At 66.3% G+C, this 16,368-nt stretch carries 21 protein-coding genes; 13 read left to right on the forward strand and 8 right to left on the reverse strand.

The window, feature by feature from the left end; genetic code table 11:
- Positions 1-99: 99 nt before the first annotated feature.
- Entirely contained in the window at positions 100-438 is a 339-nt protein-coding gene (locus B5X90_RS02130; RefSeq protein ID WP_079549841.1) for a hypothetical protein, read from the forward strand.
- A gap of 30 nt (positions 439-468) precedes the next feature.
- Here B5X90_RS02130 and B5X90_RS02135 read toward each other — a convergent pair whose 3' ends face one another.
- Both B5X90_RS02135 and B5X90_RS02140 read right to left on the reverse strand, forming a co-directional pair.
- A complete protein-coding gene (locus B5X90_RS02135) occupies positions 469-792 on the reverse strand; it encodes a hypothetical protein (RefSeq protein ID WP_079549842.1) in 324 nt (107 codons plus the stop codon).
- A gap of 12 nt (positions 793-804) precedes the next feature.
- Positions 805-2,268: a protein adenylyltransferase SelO gene (locus B5X90_RS02140; RefSeq protein WP_079549843.1), complete on the reverse strand. Its 1,464-nt coding sequence runs from the start codon at positions 2,266-2,268 to the stop codon at positions 805-807.
- 104 nt (positions 2,269-2,372) lie between these two features.
- On the opposite strand from B5X90_RS02140, the gene B5X90_RS02145 reads away from it, so the two are divergent.
- From B5X90_RS02145 to B5X90_RS02155, 3 genes are all read left to right on the forward strand, one after another.
- Entirely contained in the window at positions 2,373-2,957 is a 585-nt protein-coding gene (locus tag B5X90_RS02145) for an HhH-GPD-type base excision DNA repair protein (RefSeq protein ID WP_079549844.1), read from the forward strand.
- A 319-nt stretch (positions 2,958-3,276) separates the two neighbouring features.
- Positions 3,277-4,191: a LacI family DNA-binding transcriptional regulator gene (locus B5X90_RS02150; protein WP_079549845.1), complete on the forward strand. Its 915-nt coding sequence runs from the start codon at positions 3,277-3,279 to the stop codon at positions 4,189-4,191.
- Between the two features lie 90 nt (positions 4,192-4,281).
- Positions 4,282-5,106, forward strand: a complete 825-nt coding sequence (locus tag B5X90_RS02155; protein WP_079549846.1) for a hypothetical protein — start codon at positions 4,282-4,284, stop codon at positions 5,104-5,106.
- Positions 5,107-5,136: 30 nt separating this feature from the next.
- On the opposite strand, the gene B5X90_RS02160 is transcribed toward B5X90_RS02155, so the two are convergent.
- Positions 5,137-5,529, reverse strand: a complete 393-nt coding sequence (locus B5X90_RS02160) for a VOC family protein (protein WP_079549847.1) — start codon at positions 5,527-5,529, stop codon at positions 5,137-5,139.
- 48 nt (positions 5,530-5,577) lie between these two features.
- Here B5X90_RS02160 and ligD point away from each other — a divergent pair, with 48 nt between their 5' ends.
- Positions 5,578-6,822, forward strand: coding sequence for a non-homologous end-joining DNA ligase (gene ligD, locus B5X90_RS02165; RefSeq protein WP_079549848.1), 1,245 nt, complete (start codon positions 5,578-5,580; stop codon positions 6,820-6,822).
- Between the two features lie 29 nt (positions 6,823-6,851).
- Here ligD and B5X90_RS02170 read toward each other — a convergent pair whose 3' ends face one another.
- The 4 genes from B5X90_RS02170 to B5X90_RS02180 form a co-directional block, all read right to left on the reverse strand.
- Positions 6,852-7,271, reverse strand: a complete 420-nt coding sequence (locus tag B5X90_RS02170; protein ID WP_079549849.1) for a nuclear transport factor 2 family protein — start codon at positions 7,269-7,271, stop codon at positions 6,852-6,854.
- Between the two features lie 131 nt (positions 7,272-7,402).
- Positions 7,403-7,561, reverse strand: a complete 159-nt coding sequence (locus tag B5X90_RS21170) for a PDZ domain-containing protein (protein ID WP_179129009.1) — start codon at positions 7,559-7,561, stop codon at positions 7,403-7,405.
- Between the two features lie 11 nt (positions 7,562-7,572).
- Positions 7,573-8,040: a S1C family serine protease gene (locus B5X90_RS21780; RefSeq protein ID WP_179129026.1), complete on the reverse strand. Its 468-nt coding sequence runs from the start codon at positions 8,038-8,040 to the stop codon at positions 7,573-7,575.
- The gene (locus B5X90_RS02180; protein WP_079549850.1) at positions 8,012-8,287 is read right to left on the reverse strand and encodes a hypothetical protein; all 276 of its coding nucleotides are present in this window, start codon (positions 8,285-8,287) and stop codon (positions 8,012-8,014) included. The genes B5X90_RS21780 and B5X90_RS02180 overlap by 29 nt, the downstream gene beginning before the upstream one ends.
- Positions 8,288-8,863: 576 nt before the next feature.
- On the opposite strand from B5X90_RS02180, the gene B5X90_RS02185 reads away from it, so the two are divergent.
- Positions 8,864-9,676: an MBL fold metallo-hydrolase gene (locus B5X90_RS02185; protein WP_079549851.1), complete on the forward strand. Its 813-nt coding sequence runs from the start codon at positions 8,864-8,866 to the stop codon at positions 9,674-9,676.
- A gap of 147 nt (positions 9,677-9,823) precedes the next feature.
- The gene (locus B5X90_RS02190; protein WP_079549852.1) at positions 9,824-10,849 is read left to right on the forward strand and encodes an NADPH:quinone reductase; all 1,026 of its coding nucleotides are present in this window, start codon (positions 9,824-9,826) and stop codon (positions 10,847-10,849) included.
- Positions 10,850-10,900: 51 nt separating this feature from the next.
- Here B5X90_RS02190 and B5X90_RS02195 read toward each other — a convergent pair whose 3' ends face one another.
- On the reverse strand, positions 10,901-11,212 hold the full coding sequence (locus tag B5X90_RS02195; RefSeq protein WP_079549853.1) for an MmcQ/YjbR family DNA-binding protein: 312 nt from the start codon (positions 11,210-11,212) through the stop codon (positions 10,901-10,903).
- Positions 11,213-11,268: 56 nt separating this feature from the next.
- On the opposite strand from B5X90_RS02195, the gene B5X90_RS02200 reads away from it, so the two are divergent.
- The 6 genes from B5X90_RS02200 (at position 11,269) to B5X90_RS02225 (ending at position 16,236) form a co-directional block, all read left to right on the forward strand.
- Positions 11,269-11,823: a TOPRIM nucleotidyl transferase/hydrolase domain-containing protein gene (locus B5X90_RS02200; protein ID WP_079549854.1), complete on the forward strand. Its 555-nt coding sequence runs from the start codon at positions 11,269-11,271 to the stop codon at positions 11,821-11,823.
- Positions 11,824-11,992: 169 nt separating this feature from the next.
- Complete coding sequence (locus B5X90_RS02205; protein ID WP_079549855.1) at positions 11,993-12,466, forward strand: MarR family winged helix-turn-helix transcriptional regulator; 474 nt, start codon at positions 11,993-11,995, stop codon at positions 12,464-12,466.
- Positions 12,463-13,446, forward strand: coding sequence for a zinc-binding alcohol dehydrogenase family protein (locus tag B5X90_RS02210; protein ID WP_256860011.1), 984 nt, complete (start codon positions 12,463-12,465; stop codon positions 13,444-13,446). Before B5X90_RS02205 ends, B5X90_RS02210 begins: the two co-directional genes overlap by 4 nt.
- Before the next feature lie 274 nt (positions 13,447-13,720).
- Complete coding sequence (locus B5X90_RS02215) at positions 13,721-14,917, forward strand: luciferase domain-containing protein (RefSeq protein ID WP_079549857.1); 1,197 nt, start codon at positions 13,721-13,723, stop codon at positions 14,915-14,917.
- Positions 14,918-15,043: 126 nt separating this feature from the next.
- Positions 15,044-15,481, forward strand: a complete 438-nt coding sequence (locus B5X90_RS02220; protein WP_079549858.1) for a VOC family protein — start codon at positions 15,044-15,046, stop codon at positions 15,479-15,481.
- A gap of 197 nt (positions 15,482-15,678) precedes the next feature.
- A complete protein-coding gene (locus B5X90_RS02225) occupies positions 15,679-16,236 on the forward strand; it encodes a putative immunity protein (RefSeq protein ID WP_079549859.1) in 558 nt (185 codons plus the stop codon).
- Positions 16,237-16,368 lie beyond the last annotated feature (132 nt).

Consider the following 16,368-nt stretch of genomic DNA (forward strand, 5'->3'; position numbering starts at 1 on the left):
ACCGGTCCGGTATCGGGCCTCCGGCGGGTCCCTACCCGGTCGCCGGTCACAGACGTAGACTGCTCGATTACAACGCCACCAACTATCCGGGAGATCGACATGAACTATGCAGGGACCGGGAACGAGAAGGCCGTCGCCGCAAGTGACCTCAACCGGACTCACGTCGGACTGACCGTGAGCTTCCAGCCGGACGAATTTACCGTGGTCTTCGGCCGGATTGGCGCCATTGCGCGCAAGGAGGGTGGCGTGACCATCGCGCTGGCAGGGGTGGACGGTACGGCCGGCCTGGCGTCCCACTACAGCCTGCCTCCCGCCCAACTGGTCTACGTCCAGCCGGACATGCTCACCAATACGGAGACGACCATCAAGGATTTGTTCGGCAAGGTGCAGGAGAATCTGCGGAGCCACAAGGGAGATCAGCGGCCGGACACCGTGTAGGGCCCACTGATCCCGGACACAGCCACGGTGCTACGTGTTGAGGTCCCAGTGGACCCGGATCGCCTCTGCAACCGGTCCGGCGGTGACATCGATCCGGAAAGCAACGGGCGCGGTCCCCGTCTCTTCGATGACCGCGTCATGGTAAACACGGCCGCAAGAGGAACACAAGGTGTAGAGATCCTCGTCCTCAGGCCACGTAGCCAGCCCCGCGGGCACGGGAACGTTTCCGCCAATGTGGACGGGCATGCCCTGTGAGTTGGCCTGAATCAATCCCTCGCTGCTGACGGTATTGCCGCATACGCAGGTGATGGTGGTGACGTCATGGTCGACGACCTCGGCGAATTCAGTATCCATGCTCAGCTCCCCTCAGGTTCCGCAGAAGGTCCGGTACGGGCCGAAGCTCTCCGGGGCGGGTTCGGCGTAGCGCTCGAGGCCGGACCGCTCGTCGAAAGGGGAGGTGACGGCCTCCAGCAGCCGTGCCAGCTCATCCAGGTTTCCGACGGTAGCGGCCGCCAGGGCCTCCTCCACCAGGTGGTTCCGCGGAATGTAGACCGGGTTGACCCGGTCCATGGCGTCAGCATCCGGCGCCAGGGCACGCCAGCGCCCTACCCAGGCATCGAAAGATGCAGTGTCCAGGACCTGGCCCCGCGCGGCTTCGGCACGGCCGCGGGCGGCCTGGCCGAGGTGCCGGAAAAACGATGTGTAGTCGGCCTGTGACTCCTGCATCAAAGCCACAATTTCGTCCACAAGAGGCGAGGTCACGTCGTCGTCGAGCCCGTCACGGAACCCCAGCTTGGCCTTCATGCCTGCCGACCAGGCTTCACTGTACTGCCGGCGGAATTCGCCGAGTGCCCCCACCGCGAGCTCCACCGCCTGCTCCTCGTCCTCGTGGAGCAGGGGCAGGAGCGACTCCGCGAGCCGGGCAAGATTCCACTCCGCCACCACCGGCTGATTGCGGTAGGCGTAGCGCCCGCTCTCGTCGATCGAACTGTAGACGGCGGCCGGATCGAAGCCTTCCATGAAGGCACACGGGCCGTAGTCGATCGTTTCGCCCGAGATCGTCATGTTGTCGGTGTTCATGACCCCGTGAACGAATCCCACGAGCATCCACCGGGCCACCAGCGAAGCCTGGGCGGCTATGACCCCTTGGAAGAGTGCGAGATATCGGTTCCCGGCCTGCGCGGCGTCGTGGTGGTGACGGGTCAGTGCGTAGTCGGCGAGGCGGCGAAGGAGGCCGATGTCGCCCGTAGACCGGGCGTACTGGAAGCTGCCCACGCGCAGGTGGCTGCTGGCAACCCGGGTCAGAATGGCGCCGGGCAGGAGCGTCTCGCGCTGCACCGACCGTCCCGTCGCGACGACGGCGAGGGAACGGGTCGTGGGGATCTGCAGCGCGTGCATCGATTCGCTCACGATGTATTCGCGCAGCATGGGACCGACCGCCGCCTGGCCGTCCCCGTTGCGGGCAAACGGCGTGCGGCCTGATCCCTTGAGGTGGATGTCGCGGGGCTGCCCGTCCGCGTGCCCGATCTCGCCCAGCAGGAGTGCGCGACCGTCGCCGAGGCGGGGCGCGTACCAGCCAAACTGGTGGCCGGCGTAGGCCTGCGCCACCGGACTGGCTTGGGCAGGGATGGCGTTGCCGGTCAGCAGACGCAGACCCTCAGGACTCCGGAGAAAGGCCGGGTCGAGGCCCAGCTCGGTGGCGAGGTGCTCGTTGAGCACCAAGAGGTTCGGGTCGGGCGCTTCCTCCGCGCGCCAGGGAATGGACATCTCCTGGAAGTCCCGGGCGAAGCGGTCATCAAAGGTGACGGTTGAATGCGCTGTGCCGCTCATCTTTCAAGGATACCGGCCACAGCGTCAGCAATGCCGCCGGTCGCGGCACGGCAGATTCGGGCCGGTGCCATGACGCGGCACGGAGCTGGTGGGAGGATGGGCGCATGGAACTGCACATCACGGGCGACCCCGCCGCCGACCAACTGCTCAGCAATGACGCGTTCGCACTCCTCGTTGGCATGCTGCTTGACCAGCAGGTGACCATGGAGTCTGCGTTTGCCGGCCCCGAAAAGATCCGGACGCGCATCGGGTCAATGGACCCTGCCGCAATCGCCGAATATGACCAGGCAGGCTTCGTTGAGATCTTCAAGGAGCGTCCATCCATCCACCGCTTCCCTAGCTCCATGGCCGGCCGTGTCCAGGACCTCGCCGCGACCGTCCAGCGCGATTGGGATGGGGACGCAACTGCCATCTGGAACCAGGACGACCCGGACGGCCAGGAGGTGCTGCGCAGATTGAAGGGTTTGCCGGGTTTCGGAGAGCAAAAAGCAAAGATCTTCCTTGCACTGCTCGGCAAGCAGTGCGGACTGCAGGCGCCAGGCTGGCGTGAGGCTGCTGGCCCCTATGGCCAGGAGAGCGCCTTTCTTTCCGTCGCTGACATCGTGGACCCCGAGTCGCTGAAGAAAGTGCGTGCCAGCAAGCAGGCCGCCAAGGCCGCCATCAAAGCCGCGAAGGCACCCGAACTCTGATTCGGAGGCCCTGGATCAGGGGCTTCCAATGGCTTCGCCGGGGAAAAGATTCCGAGCTGGTTCCTGACGGCGTCGGCGACGGCCATGGTCCGGATGGATTCGGCGAGCGGCACCTGGACGGATTCCGTGAAGCGCTCCGCGATCCAGCCGGGACCCATAATCCCCCAGCGGAGCGGGGATGCGGCCCGGCAATCCGGGACCCGTGACAACGGGAGTGAGGAGTCCCCGGTCATCGCCCCGGGGCGCCCGTGGATACTTTGAGCGTATGTCAATACAAACTATTGACGCCACTGTTAGAGCGCTCTAACGTTGAAGGCGCGTGATCCAGCACACTCCCGGGAACGCTCCCAATTCTGCCGCACTCGACTACAGGCCCAGCAATGCGGCCCGCTCGCTCGCCAGCGGACGCACGCAAACAGTGGGAGTCCTGCTGGACGACCTCGCCAATCCCTGGTTCGTGGAGCTCCTCGACGGCATGCAGAACATCTTCCGGGAGCAGAACCTTTGGATGGTCCTCGGCGATCCCCGCTATCTGGCCCGCCCGGGGGAAAGCCCGGTGTCCGCCTTCATGGAACTGCGCGTCGACGGCCTCGTCATCGCCGGAGACTTCAACGCCGATGACGACCTCATACGCGCCACACTGCACACGCCATCCGTCGTCGCCGGCACGCGCGCCTTCGACCTTCCGGCAGCGGACCGCGTCACCAACGACGACGCCGCCGGCGCCCGGATGGCCGTAGAACACCTGATTGGTCTTGGCCACAGCGACATTGCGTTCCTCACCGCTCCCACCGGGTCCGCTGCCGTGCGGGCCGACGCCTACAGGGACACGATGACCCGCCACGGCTTGCAGGACTACATCCGGGTGATAGCCACGGACTTGAGTGAACATTCCGGCTTTGAGGCAATGAGCCGCCTTATCGACAGCGGACTACCCCCCTCAGCGGTCTTCGCCGCTAATGACATCCTCGCCGTCGGGGCGCTCTCGGCCGCCGACGAGCATGGCTTCAGCGTCCCGGCGCAACTCTCACTGGTCGGATACGACAACACCTATCTCGCCGGGATCCGTCACGTCTCCCTGACCACCGTCGACCCCGTCAGCCGGGACGTAGGCATCCGCGCCGCGGAGTTTCTCCTCGCCCGCATCGCCGACCCCTCTCTGCCGCCACGCACCGAAGTGCTGGCCCCGCGCCTCGTCGTTCGGAGCACCACCGCTCCCGCTGCCCACACCTGACCCCCTGGCTACCCCAGGCGGACGGCCGCCACTGCCCTCTGTCGCGGTGCAGCAGCCCTGACTAGACTTGAATTGCGCCGGATTCGACGCATGGATTCGTCTCTGGAGGGCAGGATCATGACAGACCGCAGCGACTCCGAATTGCCCGCGGATCACGCGCCCGCGGACAGGAAACCAGAAGATCAGGAGCTCCGGGGCCGGTACGTCAAGGGGACCTATGGCAAGGCTGGTGTGCAGAGAGGTCGGCACGCGGAGGACGAGGAAGGCCAATACGTCCAGGGCGATTACGGGGCGGCCGGCAGGGAGGGCGGCCTGCCCGAACCTTTGGGCGAGCACGCCAAAGAATCCGGGCGCTACGTAGCGGCCGACTATGGCGGCGCTGGTACGGCTCCTGGACGCACTGCAGGGTCGGAAATCGGTCAGTACGCTGCGGGCGACTACGGTACGGGCGGTACTGTAGATCCCCTGCGCGAGGCCAAGACAGGTGTGCGCGACGACAAGCCGCTGGCTGAGCCGCGAGGTGGCCACGACGCTGAATCGGAGGCCACTGGTGCCTCGCCAGGTGCCACCGCCCAGACCGATGACTCCCGCAGCGGCGCAGATGTGGGAGAGGCTGTCGACGTCGCGGAGTCGGGCACCCAGGCGCAGGGGGATCACTCGCATCCGGAACGGGCAAAGACAGGCGAGGCGCCCGTGGAACAGGTGTTCAACGACCCCGCCATGACCGAGGGCCAGCGGACCGTGACGGACTCCGTACAGACATCCGGCTCTGTGCCGCCGGGACCCTCACCCGCCGAAGCCGGATCAGGTGGCGCCCAGTCCGTTGTTGGCGCCCGGGAGTCGGACCGGCTCGCGGCGGGCGAGCCGCCGGCCGCGGGCAAACCCTTCGACACCGGGACCGAGGAGGGCACTTAAAGCCCCTGCCTTGGGCAAGCAAAGGACGTATCACGAGACGATTCCGGGCTCGTAGGTGCTGGCGCTCCACTCCTGTCCTTGGGGGTCGAGCACCCGGCAGCGCCGGGCGCCCCATTGGGTGTCTTCGGGCTCGATCACTGAGGTTCCGCCCGCCGCGAGGGCCCTCTGATGAAATGCGTCGACGTCGTCGACCAGAAGATACAGTCCCTGGCCGGTCGACTGACCGATAAGTGGCGGCCGCTGGTAGGCGGCATCGCTGCTTGCCACCATCAGCACCGCCTCCCCCATGGAAATCTCGGCGTGCAGCACTGTCCCTGCGGGGCCGTCCTGCCGCTGAACAACGTCAAATCCCACTGCCTGAAGCCAGTCCAGGGCTGCGGGCGCGTCACCGTAGCTGAGATAAGCGAATAACTTGGCGTCCATGCCGGAATGCTATTCCCAAGCGCAGCCGTCCGGAACTAGCGTGGCGGAATGAACTCGTCGAAGACCCCCGCCGAGATCCTGAACATCGCCGGCAACGAGGTTCGCATCTCGAGTCCGGACAAGGTCGTGTTCCCTGAACCCGGGCTGACCAAGCTCGACCTGGTCCGCTACTACCTCACAGTCGCCGACGGTGCACTGCGGGGCGCAGGCGGCCGTCCCATGGTGCTCAAGCGCTTCCCGAAGGGGATCGGCGCTGAGCCGTTCTTCCAGAAGCGCGTGCCTGAAAACCACCCCGACTTTATCGGCACGGCAACGCTGCACTACGCGTCCGGCACATCAGCTGAAGAGGCCGTCATCCGGGATGCTGCGGGCCTGGCGTGGGTGGTGAATCTTGGATGCTTGGACCTCAACCCGCACCCCGTGCGTGCCGAAGACCTCGAGCACCCCGACGAGCTCCGGGTCGACCTCGACCCGATGCCGGGGGTCGACTGGGCGCAGATCGTCGACGTCGCCTATGTCGCGCGGGAGGTGCTCGACGACGTCGGACTGGTGGGGTGGCCGAAGACGAGCGGTTCGCGGGGACTCCACATCCTCGTGCGCATCGCGCCCCGGTGGTCGTACCGCGACGTGCGGCTCGCCGCCGAGACCCTCGCCCGCGAGGTCGAGAACCGCGCTCCGGGCCTCGCCACCGCGCGGTGGTGGAAGGAGGAGCGCGGCGAGAGCGTTTTCGTCGACTTCAACCAGAACGCCAAGGACCGCACCGTGGCATCGGCGTACTCGATCCGGCCCCTGCCCGACGCCCGGGTCTCGACTCCGCTGACGTGGGACGAGGTTACCTCCACCCGGCCGGAGCAATTCACGGTGCCCACGGTGCTTGAGCGCTTCACGGCGGTGGGCGACCCCCACGCCGGGATCGACGACGCGGTAGGGACACTCGACAGGCTCATCACCCTGGCTGCCGAGCTCGGCCCCGCCGAAAAGCCGCCGCGGGGCGGCGACGGACTGGGCCGCCGGCAGTCGGTCATGCCGCTCATCGAGGTGGCGCGGACCAAGACCAAGCCCGAGGCGCTCGCGGCGCTCGAGGAATGGAAGGCCCGGTATCCGGGCCTCGTCTCAACCCTGCACCCCGCCGACATACTCGTCGATGGAATGCGGGGATCGAGTTCGCTCTGGTACCGGGTCCGGGTGAATCTTCAGCATGTCCCGGACAAGGAGCGTCCGCCCCAGGAAGAGCTCATCGCCGACTACGACCCCTGGGCCGGCAAAGAGTGGCCGGGACGCACTGGCTCCTGACCACCGGGTCCTGACGTCAAGGACGGGGCTCAGGCGTCCTGCGGTTTGTCCGGCTGCGCCAGGGTGTCTGCGTGGCGATGGGCGACCTTCCATTCGCCATCCTCGCGACGGTAGACCTGGGTCACACGCAGTGTGTAGTCTCTGGGCTCCCCGTTCACCGAGGCGCTCGTATGCTCGTAACCAACGGTGTAGGCCATGTCCCCGATCACGTCGGCAGCAATCACTTCGTGCGTGTATGACGTGCATTCCGAGAAGGATGCTTCCAGCTGACGGAAGATGTTCCCCACGTCCTCGGTACCGCTCCCGGACATCCACGCGCCGAGCACGGTAACGGGCTCTCTTCGTGACCAGATGGCGAACCGCGGCGCGGCGTCTCCGTTATGCAGGGCAGTCTCGGCGTCCTTGAGGCGCGACCCAACCCAGGCCATGAAGTCTTCCCGCTCGCTCACGTCGGACCTCCAAGGGGATCTCTGTCCATTAGCGGCCGGATAGGTCTATCGCCGTCCAGGCCGCCCCGGCCCCGCCATCCTAAGCGTGCCTCGTGGTGGCTGCAAGGGCGTGAGGCCGGTGGCCTTCTTCGTCAGCCAGCCGTGGCCGCGCCGAGGGTGACGTCGGTGCTTTGCTCCTGGCTGCCGCGGACATAGGTGATCTTGACTGTGGCCCCCGCAGCCTGTTCCCGCGCAGCCGCCGTGAGCTCGGAGGCATCGGTGACACTACGCCCGCCCAGTCCGGTGATCACGTCGCCGGCCTTCAACCGGACTTGTCCGCTGCGGAGCCCGGGGTCACGGAGAATACCTCTGCTCCGGCCGCGAACTCTGAAGAGGCTGCCGAGGCATTGTCCCGGACCGAGACGCCCAGCTGTCCGTGCGTGGCCGTGCCGGCAGCGATGATCTCCTGGGCGACTCGTTTCGCGTCGTTGACCGGAATGGAGAAGCCGACCCCGATGTTGCCTGCCTGGGCTGAGGAGGAAGACGTGGTTCCGGCGGAGGCGATGGCCACATTGACTCCGATGATCTCTCCCTTCGCGTTCACCAGGGGGGCGCCGGAGTTTCCCGGGTTTATGGCCGCATCCGTTTGGATGACGTTAGTGCTGATGGTGTCCTGCGCTGCGCTGGCGGAGCCGTTCGGCACGGCGGACGTGTCCGAGGACGCTGTCTCAATGGTGCGGTTCGCCGCGGAAACGATGCCGTTAGTGACAGTTCCCCTTCTGCGCGGCAGCCGTCACCGCACTGATGCTCCCGGTATTGTTGACGATCACCGGCGTGACTTGGGTCGATTGCACAGTTCCGGATGCCGTCGCGGCGGTTTTCCACATCGACGTCGCTCCGGCCGCCACTCCCCCACCGAGACCGCCCGCAGCCACCAGGCAGGCAACATAGACCCCGGCGCCCACGCGCTTCCGGGGCTTCAAGCCGGCACCGGTTCCGTTGTTTTCGCCGAGGGTGGGCAGTTTGTGCTCGTTCATGGGTCATCCTGATCTCTTCGATATTGCCTGTGGTGACCTCACGCCTCATGATCGCGCTCCGCAGGGGTTGCCGCCCCGCGGATTACGAAGCCGTGTCCCCATCCTCAAACCCCGGACTGTCGACGCTCTGTCGTGCCGCTGTGAACGGACTGTGAGCACTCCGGGCAGCGTTGCCCACGGACGGGCGGCTGGGGTGACCTCTGCCCCGGGCCAGCTGCCCGCTGGAGGCCTCGTCCCGAATCCAAGCTTTCCGCAAGGGGGTTCAGGCAGGATTCGGTCCGAAGGTGTCCCAATTGAATGCGGGGTGGTTGTTATGGATGAAAACCCGAGGCCGAAACTCTCTGCCCTGTTTTGGGTAGTTTCCATTGCCGTGCTGGGAGCACTTGGGGCATTGGGCTGGTATGCGGTGAACGTCATAGCCGCCCTGTTGTCCCCGGCGGTGCGTTGAATATGTCCCGACACTCCTGACACCCAATTCGACGCATACTCGAATTGCGGCATCGGCTTCCCGACGACGTACGGCACCCTTACGGTGGGCAAGAGGAGCAGGACACCAGACCGTAGAAGGGACCCACCATGCTGATCTGCGCAACCTGCGCCGTCGAACGCGACGAACCTACGCCGGGGGTCTGCCCGATCTGCACCGACGAGCGGCAGTATGTACCCGAGGACGGACAAAAGTGGCTCACACTGGACGGGCTGCCGCAGGAGGGCCAACAAACGGTGTTGGAGGAGAATGAGCCGGGACTTGTCGGGATCCGGACAGAGCCAAGAGTCGGGATCGGCCAGACCGCTCAGCTTGTGGCGACACGCGAGGGTTCGCTGTTGTGGGATCCGGTCGGTTATGTCGACGACAGTGCTGTGAAGGCAGTGCTCGAGCGAGGCCCGGTCCTGGCGGTCGCCGCCAGCCATCCACACATGTTTGGTGTGCAGGTCGAATGGTCGCGTCGGCTCGGCGGCGTCCCCGTACTCGTGGCGGAGGCAGACCGGCGATGGCTGGGGCGCAAAGATCCGATCATCGAATACTGGTCCGGCATTCGAACCATCGCCGGAGGGCTGACCCTGCATCAGACCGGAGGCCATTTCCCGGGCAGCGCGGTGGTGCACTGGGCTGCAGGGTCCGGCGGCAAAGGTGTTCTGCTGACCGGTGACAGCGTGTATCCGAATCCCGACCGTCGCTCCATCGCCTTCATGCGCAGCTACCCGAACCACGTACCGTTATCCGGCGCGGTGGCGTTGCGAATCGCCGCGCAACTGGGAGAGCTCACGTTCGACCGAATCTACGGCAACTTCAACAATGTAATCGCGTCCGGAGCCAAGGCGATCCTGCACGATTCCGCACAACGGCACGCTGCTTGGGCGCGCGGCGACTTCGACCATTTGACCTGATCCGCCCATTTCCCTTTAGCGTTAGCTTGGGATCAAGCGCCGCAATAGACGCCAGAGGTATCCGGGCCGTCATGGCGACAGGAGAACCACAGGTTCTCACGGCGCTCTCATCCCTCCCCCTATGAAAGCCGAAGAAGCGGAGTAACTGTGAAGGCCATCGTGTACGAAATGACAGGTCCCTCGTCCGTGATGACCCTCCGGGACAGGCCACTGCCGGCACCGGGACCGGGCCAGGTCAGAGTCCGGGTGGTGGTCTCCGGCGTCAATCCCACCGACTGGAAGGCCAGGGCCGCCAGCGGAACCGGAAGCATGCTGGAGGCACCAAAAGTACCCAACCAGGATGGCGCCGGTGTTATCGACGAGCTTGGATCCGGCGTGACGGGGCTGACCGCCGGCGATCGCGTGTGGCTCTGGGACGTCGCTTGGGGCGGCACCGAGGGCACGGCCCAGGAGTACGTGGTGGTGCCGGCCGCGCAGGCCGTTGCCCTTCCAGCCACGGAATCCTTCGACACGGGTGCATCCCTGGGGATCCCGGCACTGACAGCACATCGCGCACTGACCTCCAGCCAGGACGGCCCGGCCAGGCTTTCGCCGGGCGCCTTGGAAGGGCGGGTGGTGCTGGTCACCGGGGGCGCGGGTGCGGTCGGGCACGCGGCCATCCAGCTCGCCCGCTGGGCGGGGGCAACCGTCATCGCGACCGTGAGCGGGGAGCGGAAAGGTGAACTCGCGCGCCGGGCCGGTGCGCACAGTGTGATCAACTATCGCACTGCAGACGTCCCGCAGGCCGTGCATGAGGCAGCCGCCGGAGGCGTTGATGTGATCGTCGACGTCAACGCTCCGGCGAACATCGGCAATGACCTCAAAGTGGTGAAGCCGGGGGGAACGATTTCCATTTATGCTGCCAACCCCGGGGAATCCTTGGCCATTCCCATTCGCGAGAGCATGGGCAAGAACGTCCAGTACCAGTTCATCCTCACCTACACCGTTACGGAGCAGCAGAAGGCGGCGGCCGTTGCCGCCGTCGCCGATGCGCTGAAAGCGGGGGCATTGCGTGTCGGCGATGAGCACGGACTTCCCCTCACCCGCTTTCGCCTCGAGGAAACCGCGGCAGCGCACGACGCCGTAGAACAAGGCTTCGTCGGGAAGGTCCTGGTCGACGTGTCCGAGTCCTGACCCCTTCTGAACGCGGCGGCCGGAGTCCCTTGGTTGCGAAGTAGGCGGCGCTTACCGGCCCGCTCCCCCGCCAGCCAAGCGATACGACTCCCGCAGCAGCTCGTCCAGTTCCTCGACGTCGATCCTTTCCAAGCGGACCAGCACCAGTTCCGGGGACCGTTCGTGGTGGGGCGTCCAATAGTAGGTACCGGGGCTGGTCCCTGCGAGCGCTTCCCGTTCCTCGGTTTTCACCGTGAGGACGCCAACTTCCCAGATGCGAGCCATCAGCGTTTTCCCGAACCACGCCGGCTGGCCCCAGCTGGTCCGCTCGCTAACCCCCGGCAGTCCACGGCAGATCTGCCGGACATCTTCCTCTGTGGCCACGGTTCACTGTGGCACCGGAGCCCATAACCAGACAAGGCGTTCGGCATACTAGTTCTATGCAGGCGACGACGGTGTTGGTCGAAGGTGAGAGCGACCGGCTTGCGGTTGAGACGATGGCCTTTCGCCTTGGCTATGACCTGGCAGCCTTGCGGGTGTCGGTCGTACCGATGGGAGGCGCGACCAGCATCGTCCACTTCCTCGACCGCTACGGACCGAATGGGGCAGGCCACCGGTTGTTGGGCCTGTGTGATGCAGGGGAATCCCGTGGCATCGCCCGCGCGCTCGGCCGGGCAGGTATCGGGTCCGGGTCGCTGGCCGAGCTTGGGTTCCACGTCTGTCACGCCGACCTGGAGGACGAATTCATCCGCTGTCTGGGGATCGAGGCCGTGCTCAAAGTCATCGCGGCTCAAGGTGAACTCGCATCGTTCCGCCTCCTCCAACGCCAGCCGTCACTGCGGGAGCGGCCAACAACGGCGCAGTTGCGACGGTTCTTCGGGGGACGCAGCGGCAACAAGATCCGATACGCGCCACTGCTGGTCGAAGCGTTGCCGGCCGGACATGCGCCTCCGCCGCTCGCCCGCCTCGTTGCATCATTTCCGGCCCACCCGTAATGTCACCCCCTACCGATTCCTACCGCCAAGCTCACCATCCCCCATTCAGCCAATCGGGTGCGATGGCCCATCCAATGAATAGAAACTGCGGCGATCCCGCAAGGCGATCGCATGAAGAGTAGAATCCAGGGAAGTATCTTCCATGGAAGCTAAATGCTAATCTTGATCCATGGACACCAGGGCTGACCAGACTCACTTCTATCCTCTCTTCAGCACGCTGACCCGGCTTGAAACAGAGCTATGGGATGCGGTTGACGCCCGCCTGCGCCAGGAGTGCGGGCTTCCCCTCGGGAGGTTCGAGGCGATGGTCGTCGTTTCGTCCCTTGGCACGTGCAGGGTGTTCGACATCGCCTCGGCGCTGGCCATCACGGTGGGCGGCGCCAGCAAGCTGGTTGACCGTGTTGAGGCGGCGGGGTACTGCTCGAGGAAGATGAACCCGGGCGACCGGCGCTCCTCCCTCCTTGACCTTACGGAAGAAGGGAAGGCGGTGGTCGCCCGGGGCCGCGCAGTGATCGAGGCCGAACTCGACAGCTGGTTCACCCCGGCCCTGAGTCCGACGGAGACCACCACCCTGCTCGAGCTCCTGGCCCGGCTTCGCAGCGCCCAGCGTCCCGCCCTGGAATCCAAGGCGGCTGGCCAGTGAGCGGGCGCACGATGCGGGCCATTGTTCTGGACGGCCCGGGGCCGGCCGAGGCGCTGGTCATCCGGGAACGGCCCATCCCCACGCCCCAGCCCGGGCAGGTGCTCATCCGGGTCCGGGCGTTCGGACTCAACCGCTCCGAACTGCACACGCGCCTGGGCCTGGCCGAGGGCGTCACATTTCCGCGCGTGCCCGGAATCGAAGCCGTCGGCGAGGTGGCGGACTCCCCCGGCAGAGAATTCCGCACCGGGCAGAAGGTCGCCACCCTGATGGGCGGCATGGGCCGCACCTTCGACGGCGGCTACGCCGAGTACACCAGCGTGCCGGCCCGGCAGGTCATACCGTTCGACTCAGACCTGCCGTGGTCCGTCATCGGCGCCATCCCGGAGATGCTCCAGACCGCCCACGGCTCCCTCACCATCGGCCTCGACATCCAGCCCGGCCAAAGCCTGCTCATCCGCGGCGGAACCTCCTCCGTCGGCATGGCCGCCGCAATTCTGGCCAAGCGCCACGGGCTCACCGTCCTGGCATCAACCCGGGACGAAACCAAGCGGGAAGCGCTGGCCTCGATCGGCGTCGACCATGTCCTGATCGACGACGCCGACCTCGCCGCCGCCGTGCGCCGCATTGTTCCCGACGGCGTGGACGCCGCGCTCGAGCTCGTCGGCACCCCGACCCTGCCCGACACGCTGCGGGCCACCCGCGTCCACGGCGTCGTCTGCTTCACCGGCATGCTCTCAAACCAGTGGACAGTCCCCGATTTCTATCCCATCGACTACATTCCGCGGGGTGTCCGGCTCACCTCCTACACCGGCGGCGCCGCCGACCTTCCCGGCAGCGTGCTCCAGGAATTCCTGCAGGCAGTCAGCGACGGCACGGCAACCGCACCCATCGGCAAGGTCTACGCCCTCGATGACATCGTCCAGGCCCACACCGACATGGAGGAAAACCGCGTCAGCGGAAAACTCGTCGTCACCACGTAAGTCCCACCGCTTAAGGAACCCGAATCGGCGGGGGCCAACCCCGTGAGGCCGGCTACCCACGCCTCCAACTCTGGACTCAACCCGTGCCGCTACCCAGCCGCCTTCCCTCAGAGATCGAGTCGGCACTCTGCAACCACAGCGAATCCCGCCCCTCCAACCCTGATGTGACGCCCCGCTGATTCGCAACAGTCGACGGGGGAATACTCAACGCGCAATAATAGTTGAAGCTTCAAGAGAGTCCTATTGCGTCCAACACCCACGAGCAGGAGCATTCATGCGCATCTCCGAGAAGTCCACCGATCTCGACGACCGACAGCCGGGCACTTCGGCAGTGGCGGCGACAGCCGGGTCGTCCGACCCCGCGGCTCCCCTGGTGGTGCTGTTGCACGGCCGGGGTTCGAGCGAGCGCGAGATCATTGCCCTCGCCGACCATTTGCCGCCCGGCCCCGCCTACGCCGCCGTCCGGGCACCGATCGCAGAGGGCGGCGGCTATGCATGGTTTGCCAACCGTGGCATCGGCCGTCCGGTTGCCGAGTCGCTGACGGCATCCATGGAATGGTTCCGAACCTGGCTCGATACAGTCGCCCCGGCAGGCCGGCCGGTCGTGCTCGTCGGTTTCAGCGGGGGTGCAGCATTCGCTGGCGGGCTGGTCCTTGCGGATCCGCAGCGATTCTCCGGAGCGGCTATTCTGTACGGCACCTTGCCGTTCGACGCCGGTGTCCCGGTCACGCCCGCCCGGCTGGCGGGTCTTCCGGTTTTCGTCGCTCAGGGCGACCAGGACCAAGTCATCCCGCCGGAGCTGCTGGACCGCACCTGGAACTACTTGCTGACGGACTCCGCCGCCCCCGCCTACGCCCGCCGCGACCCCGGAGGGCACCAGATCAGCGGACAGACGCTCCGAGAACTCTGGGGCTGGATCCACGAGCGGCTGTCGTTCCTGACTCGCTCCGGAGCAGACGAAGGCACCACCGGCGGACGCTGGTCGGCCCTGCCAGACGGCACCCTTCCCAGCAGGGCCGGTCAGCGCCCCACCGTGTCATGGACAATCCCGCAGGAACAGCGCAGTGACAATGCGCCATTGGACCTTCAGGAAAAATTGTTCGCCAGGATCAGTTCGCTCCCCGGAGTCTCGACTTCGCAGTCCGTTATCTCCGTTCCAGGCGCGCGGGGCCTGATGATAGAGCCGGACCCTGGTGCTCCCGTGGATGCTTTCCTGGTCCCCTCGGCTGGGGAGTTTGCCCACCAGCACCCGTCCCATGACGGCTCCCTCCACCTGGCCCTGCCGCCCCAACTGGCCGCGGACGCAGTCGCCAAGGGCTGGGCAGTTGCCCACCCGCTGGCCGGCATCCGGCTGGCTCGAGGCATGGTCATGGTCTACGGGCCCCGCGACGAGAATGAACTGCACGTGGTCGCTGCAATGGTGGAGACCAGTCATGCCTACGCCACAGGCCCCAACGCCGACATAATGTAGCATCTCGCGCCGTCATCGCTGGGACGCGGCCAGAGGCCGACCGCCGTTGCAACTGATTGCTCCAGCGCTTCTTCGATCGAGCCCGCACTCTGGTGCTGTTCGGTCCGGCTCGATAGCGTGTGACCCATGGCCATCAAACTTGAGAATGTCGGCATTGCGGTTCGCGACCTGGAGGCGACGATCGCCTTTTTCACCGACCTCGGCCTCACCGTAGTCGGCCGTGACACGGTCAGCGGCGAGTGGACCGACACTGCCGTCGGACTCGACGGCAACCATGCCAAGATTGCGATGCTCCAGACACCAGACGGTCACGGTCGCCTGGAGCTGTTCGAGTACATCCACCCGGAAGCGATCGAGTCGAACCCAACCCGCCCCAACGAGATCGGGATGCACCGCGTCGCCTTCTCGGTCGACGACATCGACAAAGCCCTTGAGATAGCTGCGCGCCACGGCTGCCGCCCGCTACGCGGGGTGGCCACGTACGAGGACGTCTACAAGCTCACCTACGTCCGCGGTCCCAGCGGCATCCTCGTGATGCTCGCCGAGGCACTGAAGAAGGATTAACAGTCGGGTCGCCGCACCAGCATTCGGCAGCGGATCGCCGTGTGCACCCCTGCGGTAAGCGGCGGCCTTTTGCGGCCCTATGGGGCACCCCAGGACGCTTCCCCGGCCGCGTTGCAGGGGCCGCGGCCGGCCGGGACTTATGTGCCCGAGGGGCGGCCGTCCAATAAGTGATCTGCAGACGTGTGTATGGTGCTGATATGGCTTCTCCGCAGACGCTAAGCGAGCCCCAGCGCCGCGTCGTCGCGACCTGGGCCGCAGACTGCGCCGAGCGGGTCGTGGCCATATTCGAGGCCGAGGCGCCGGCAGATGATCGCCCCCGCGACGCCATCGCCCGGGCCCGGGCCTTCGCCCGCGGTGAGCTCAGTGCCGCCGAAGAGATCCGCCGGCGGTTTGTGGCCGGCCGTGCCGCACGCGAGGTGACTAGCCCTGCTGCGGTGGCTGCCGCCCGGTCTGCCACGCAAGCCGCCGCCGTCGCCCACATGGGAGCGCACGCCCTGGGGGCAGCCGCGTATGCCGCGAAAGCGGCCGGCCTGGCGGCGCCCGATCGCCCCCAGACGGTCGACGACGAGATCCACTGGCAACTCGAGCACATGAGCGCCGAGGCCCGGTCCGCGCTCCGGCGCCTGCCACCGCTGGGTGCGAATGCCGCCGGTCCGCTGGGGCCGGGACTTCTCGCGTCCGGAATCCTCGCCTCGATCATCCGCGCGATCCAGGCCGACCTGGCCCGCCCTGACCCGCCTGCCCCCTCCAGCTGATCTGCCCGCAAGCCGGTCCCCCACCGCCGCCAACATCCGCCCGCACTGGCCCTCGTAACCGGCTCCCCGTCAGCCAGCAACACGGCCCTGAGCCCGGGTGAGGAGACCGCCGGCGAGCAACCGCCGGAGGCG

The organism is Arthrobacter sp. 49Tsu3.1M3 (assembly GCF_900168135.1).
GTDB lineage: Bacteria > Actinomycetota > Actinomycetes > Actinomycetales > Micrococcaceae > Arthrobacter.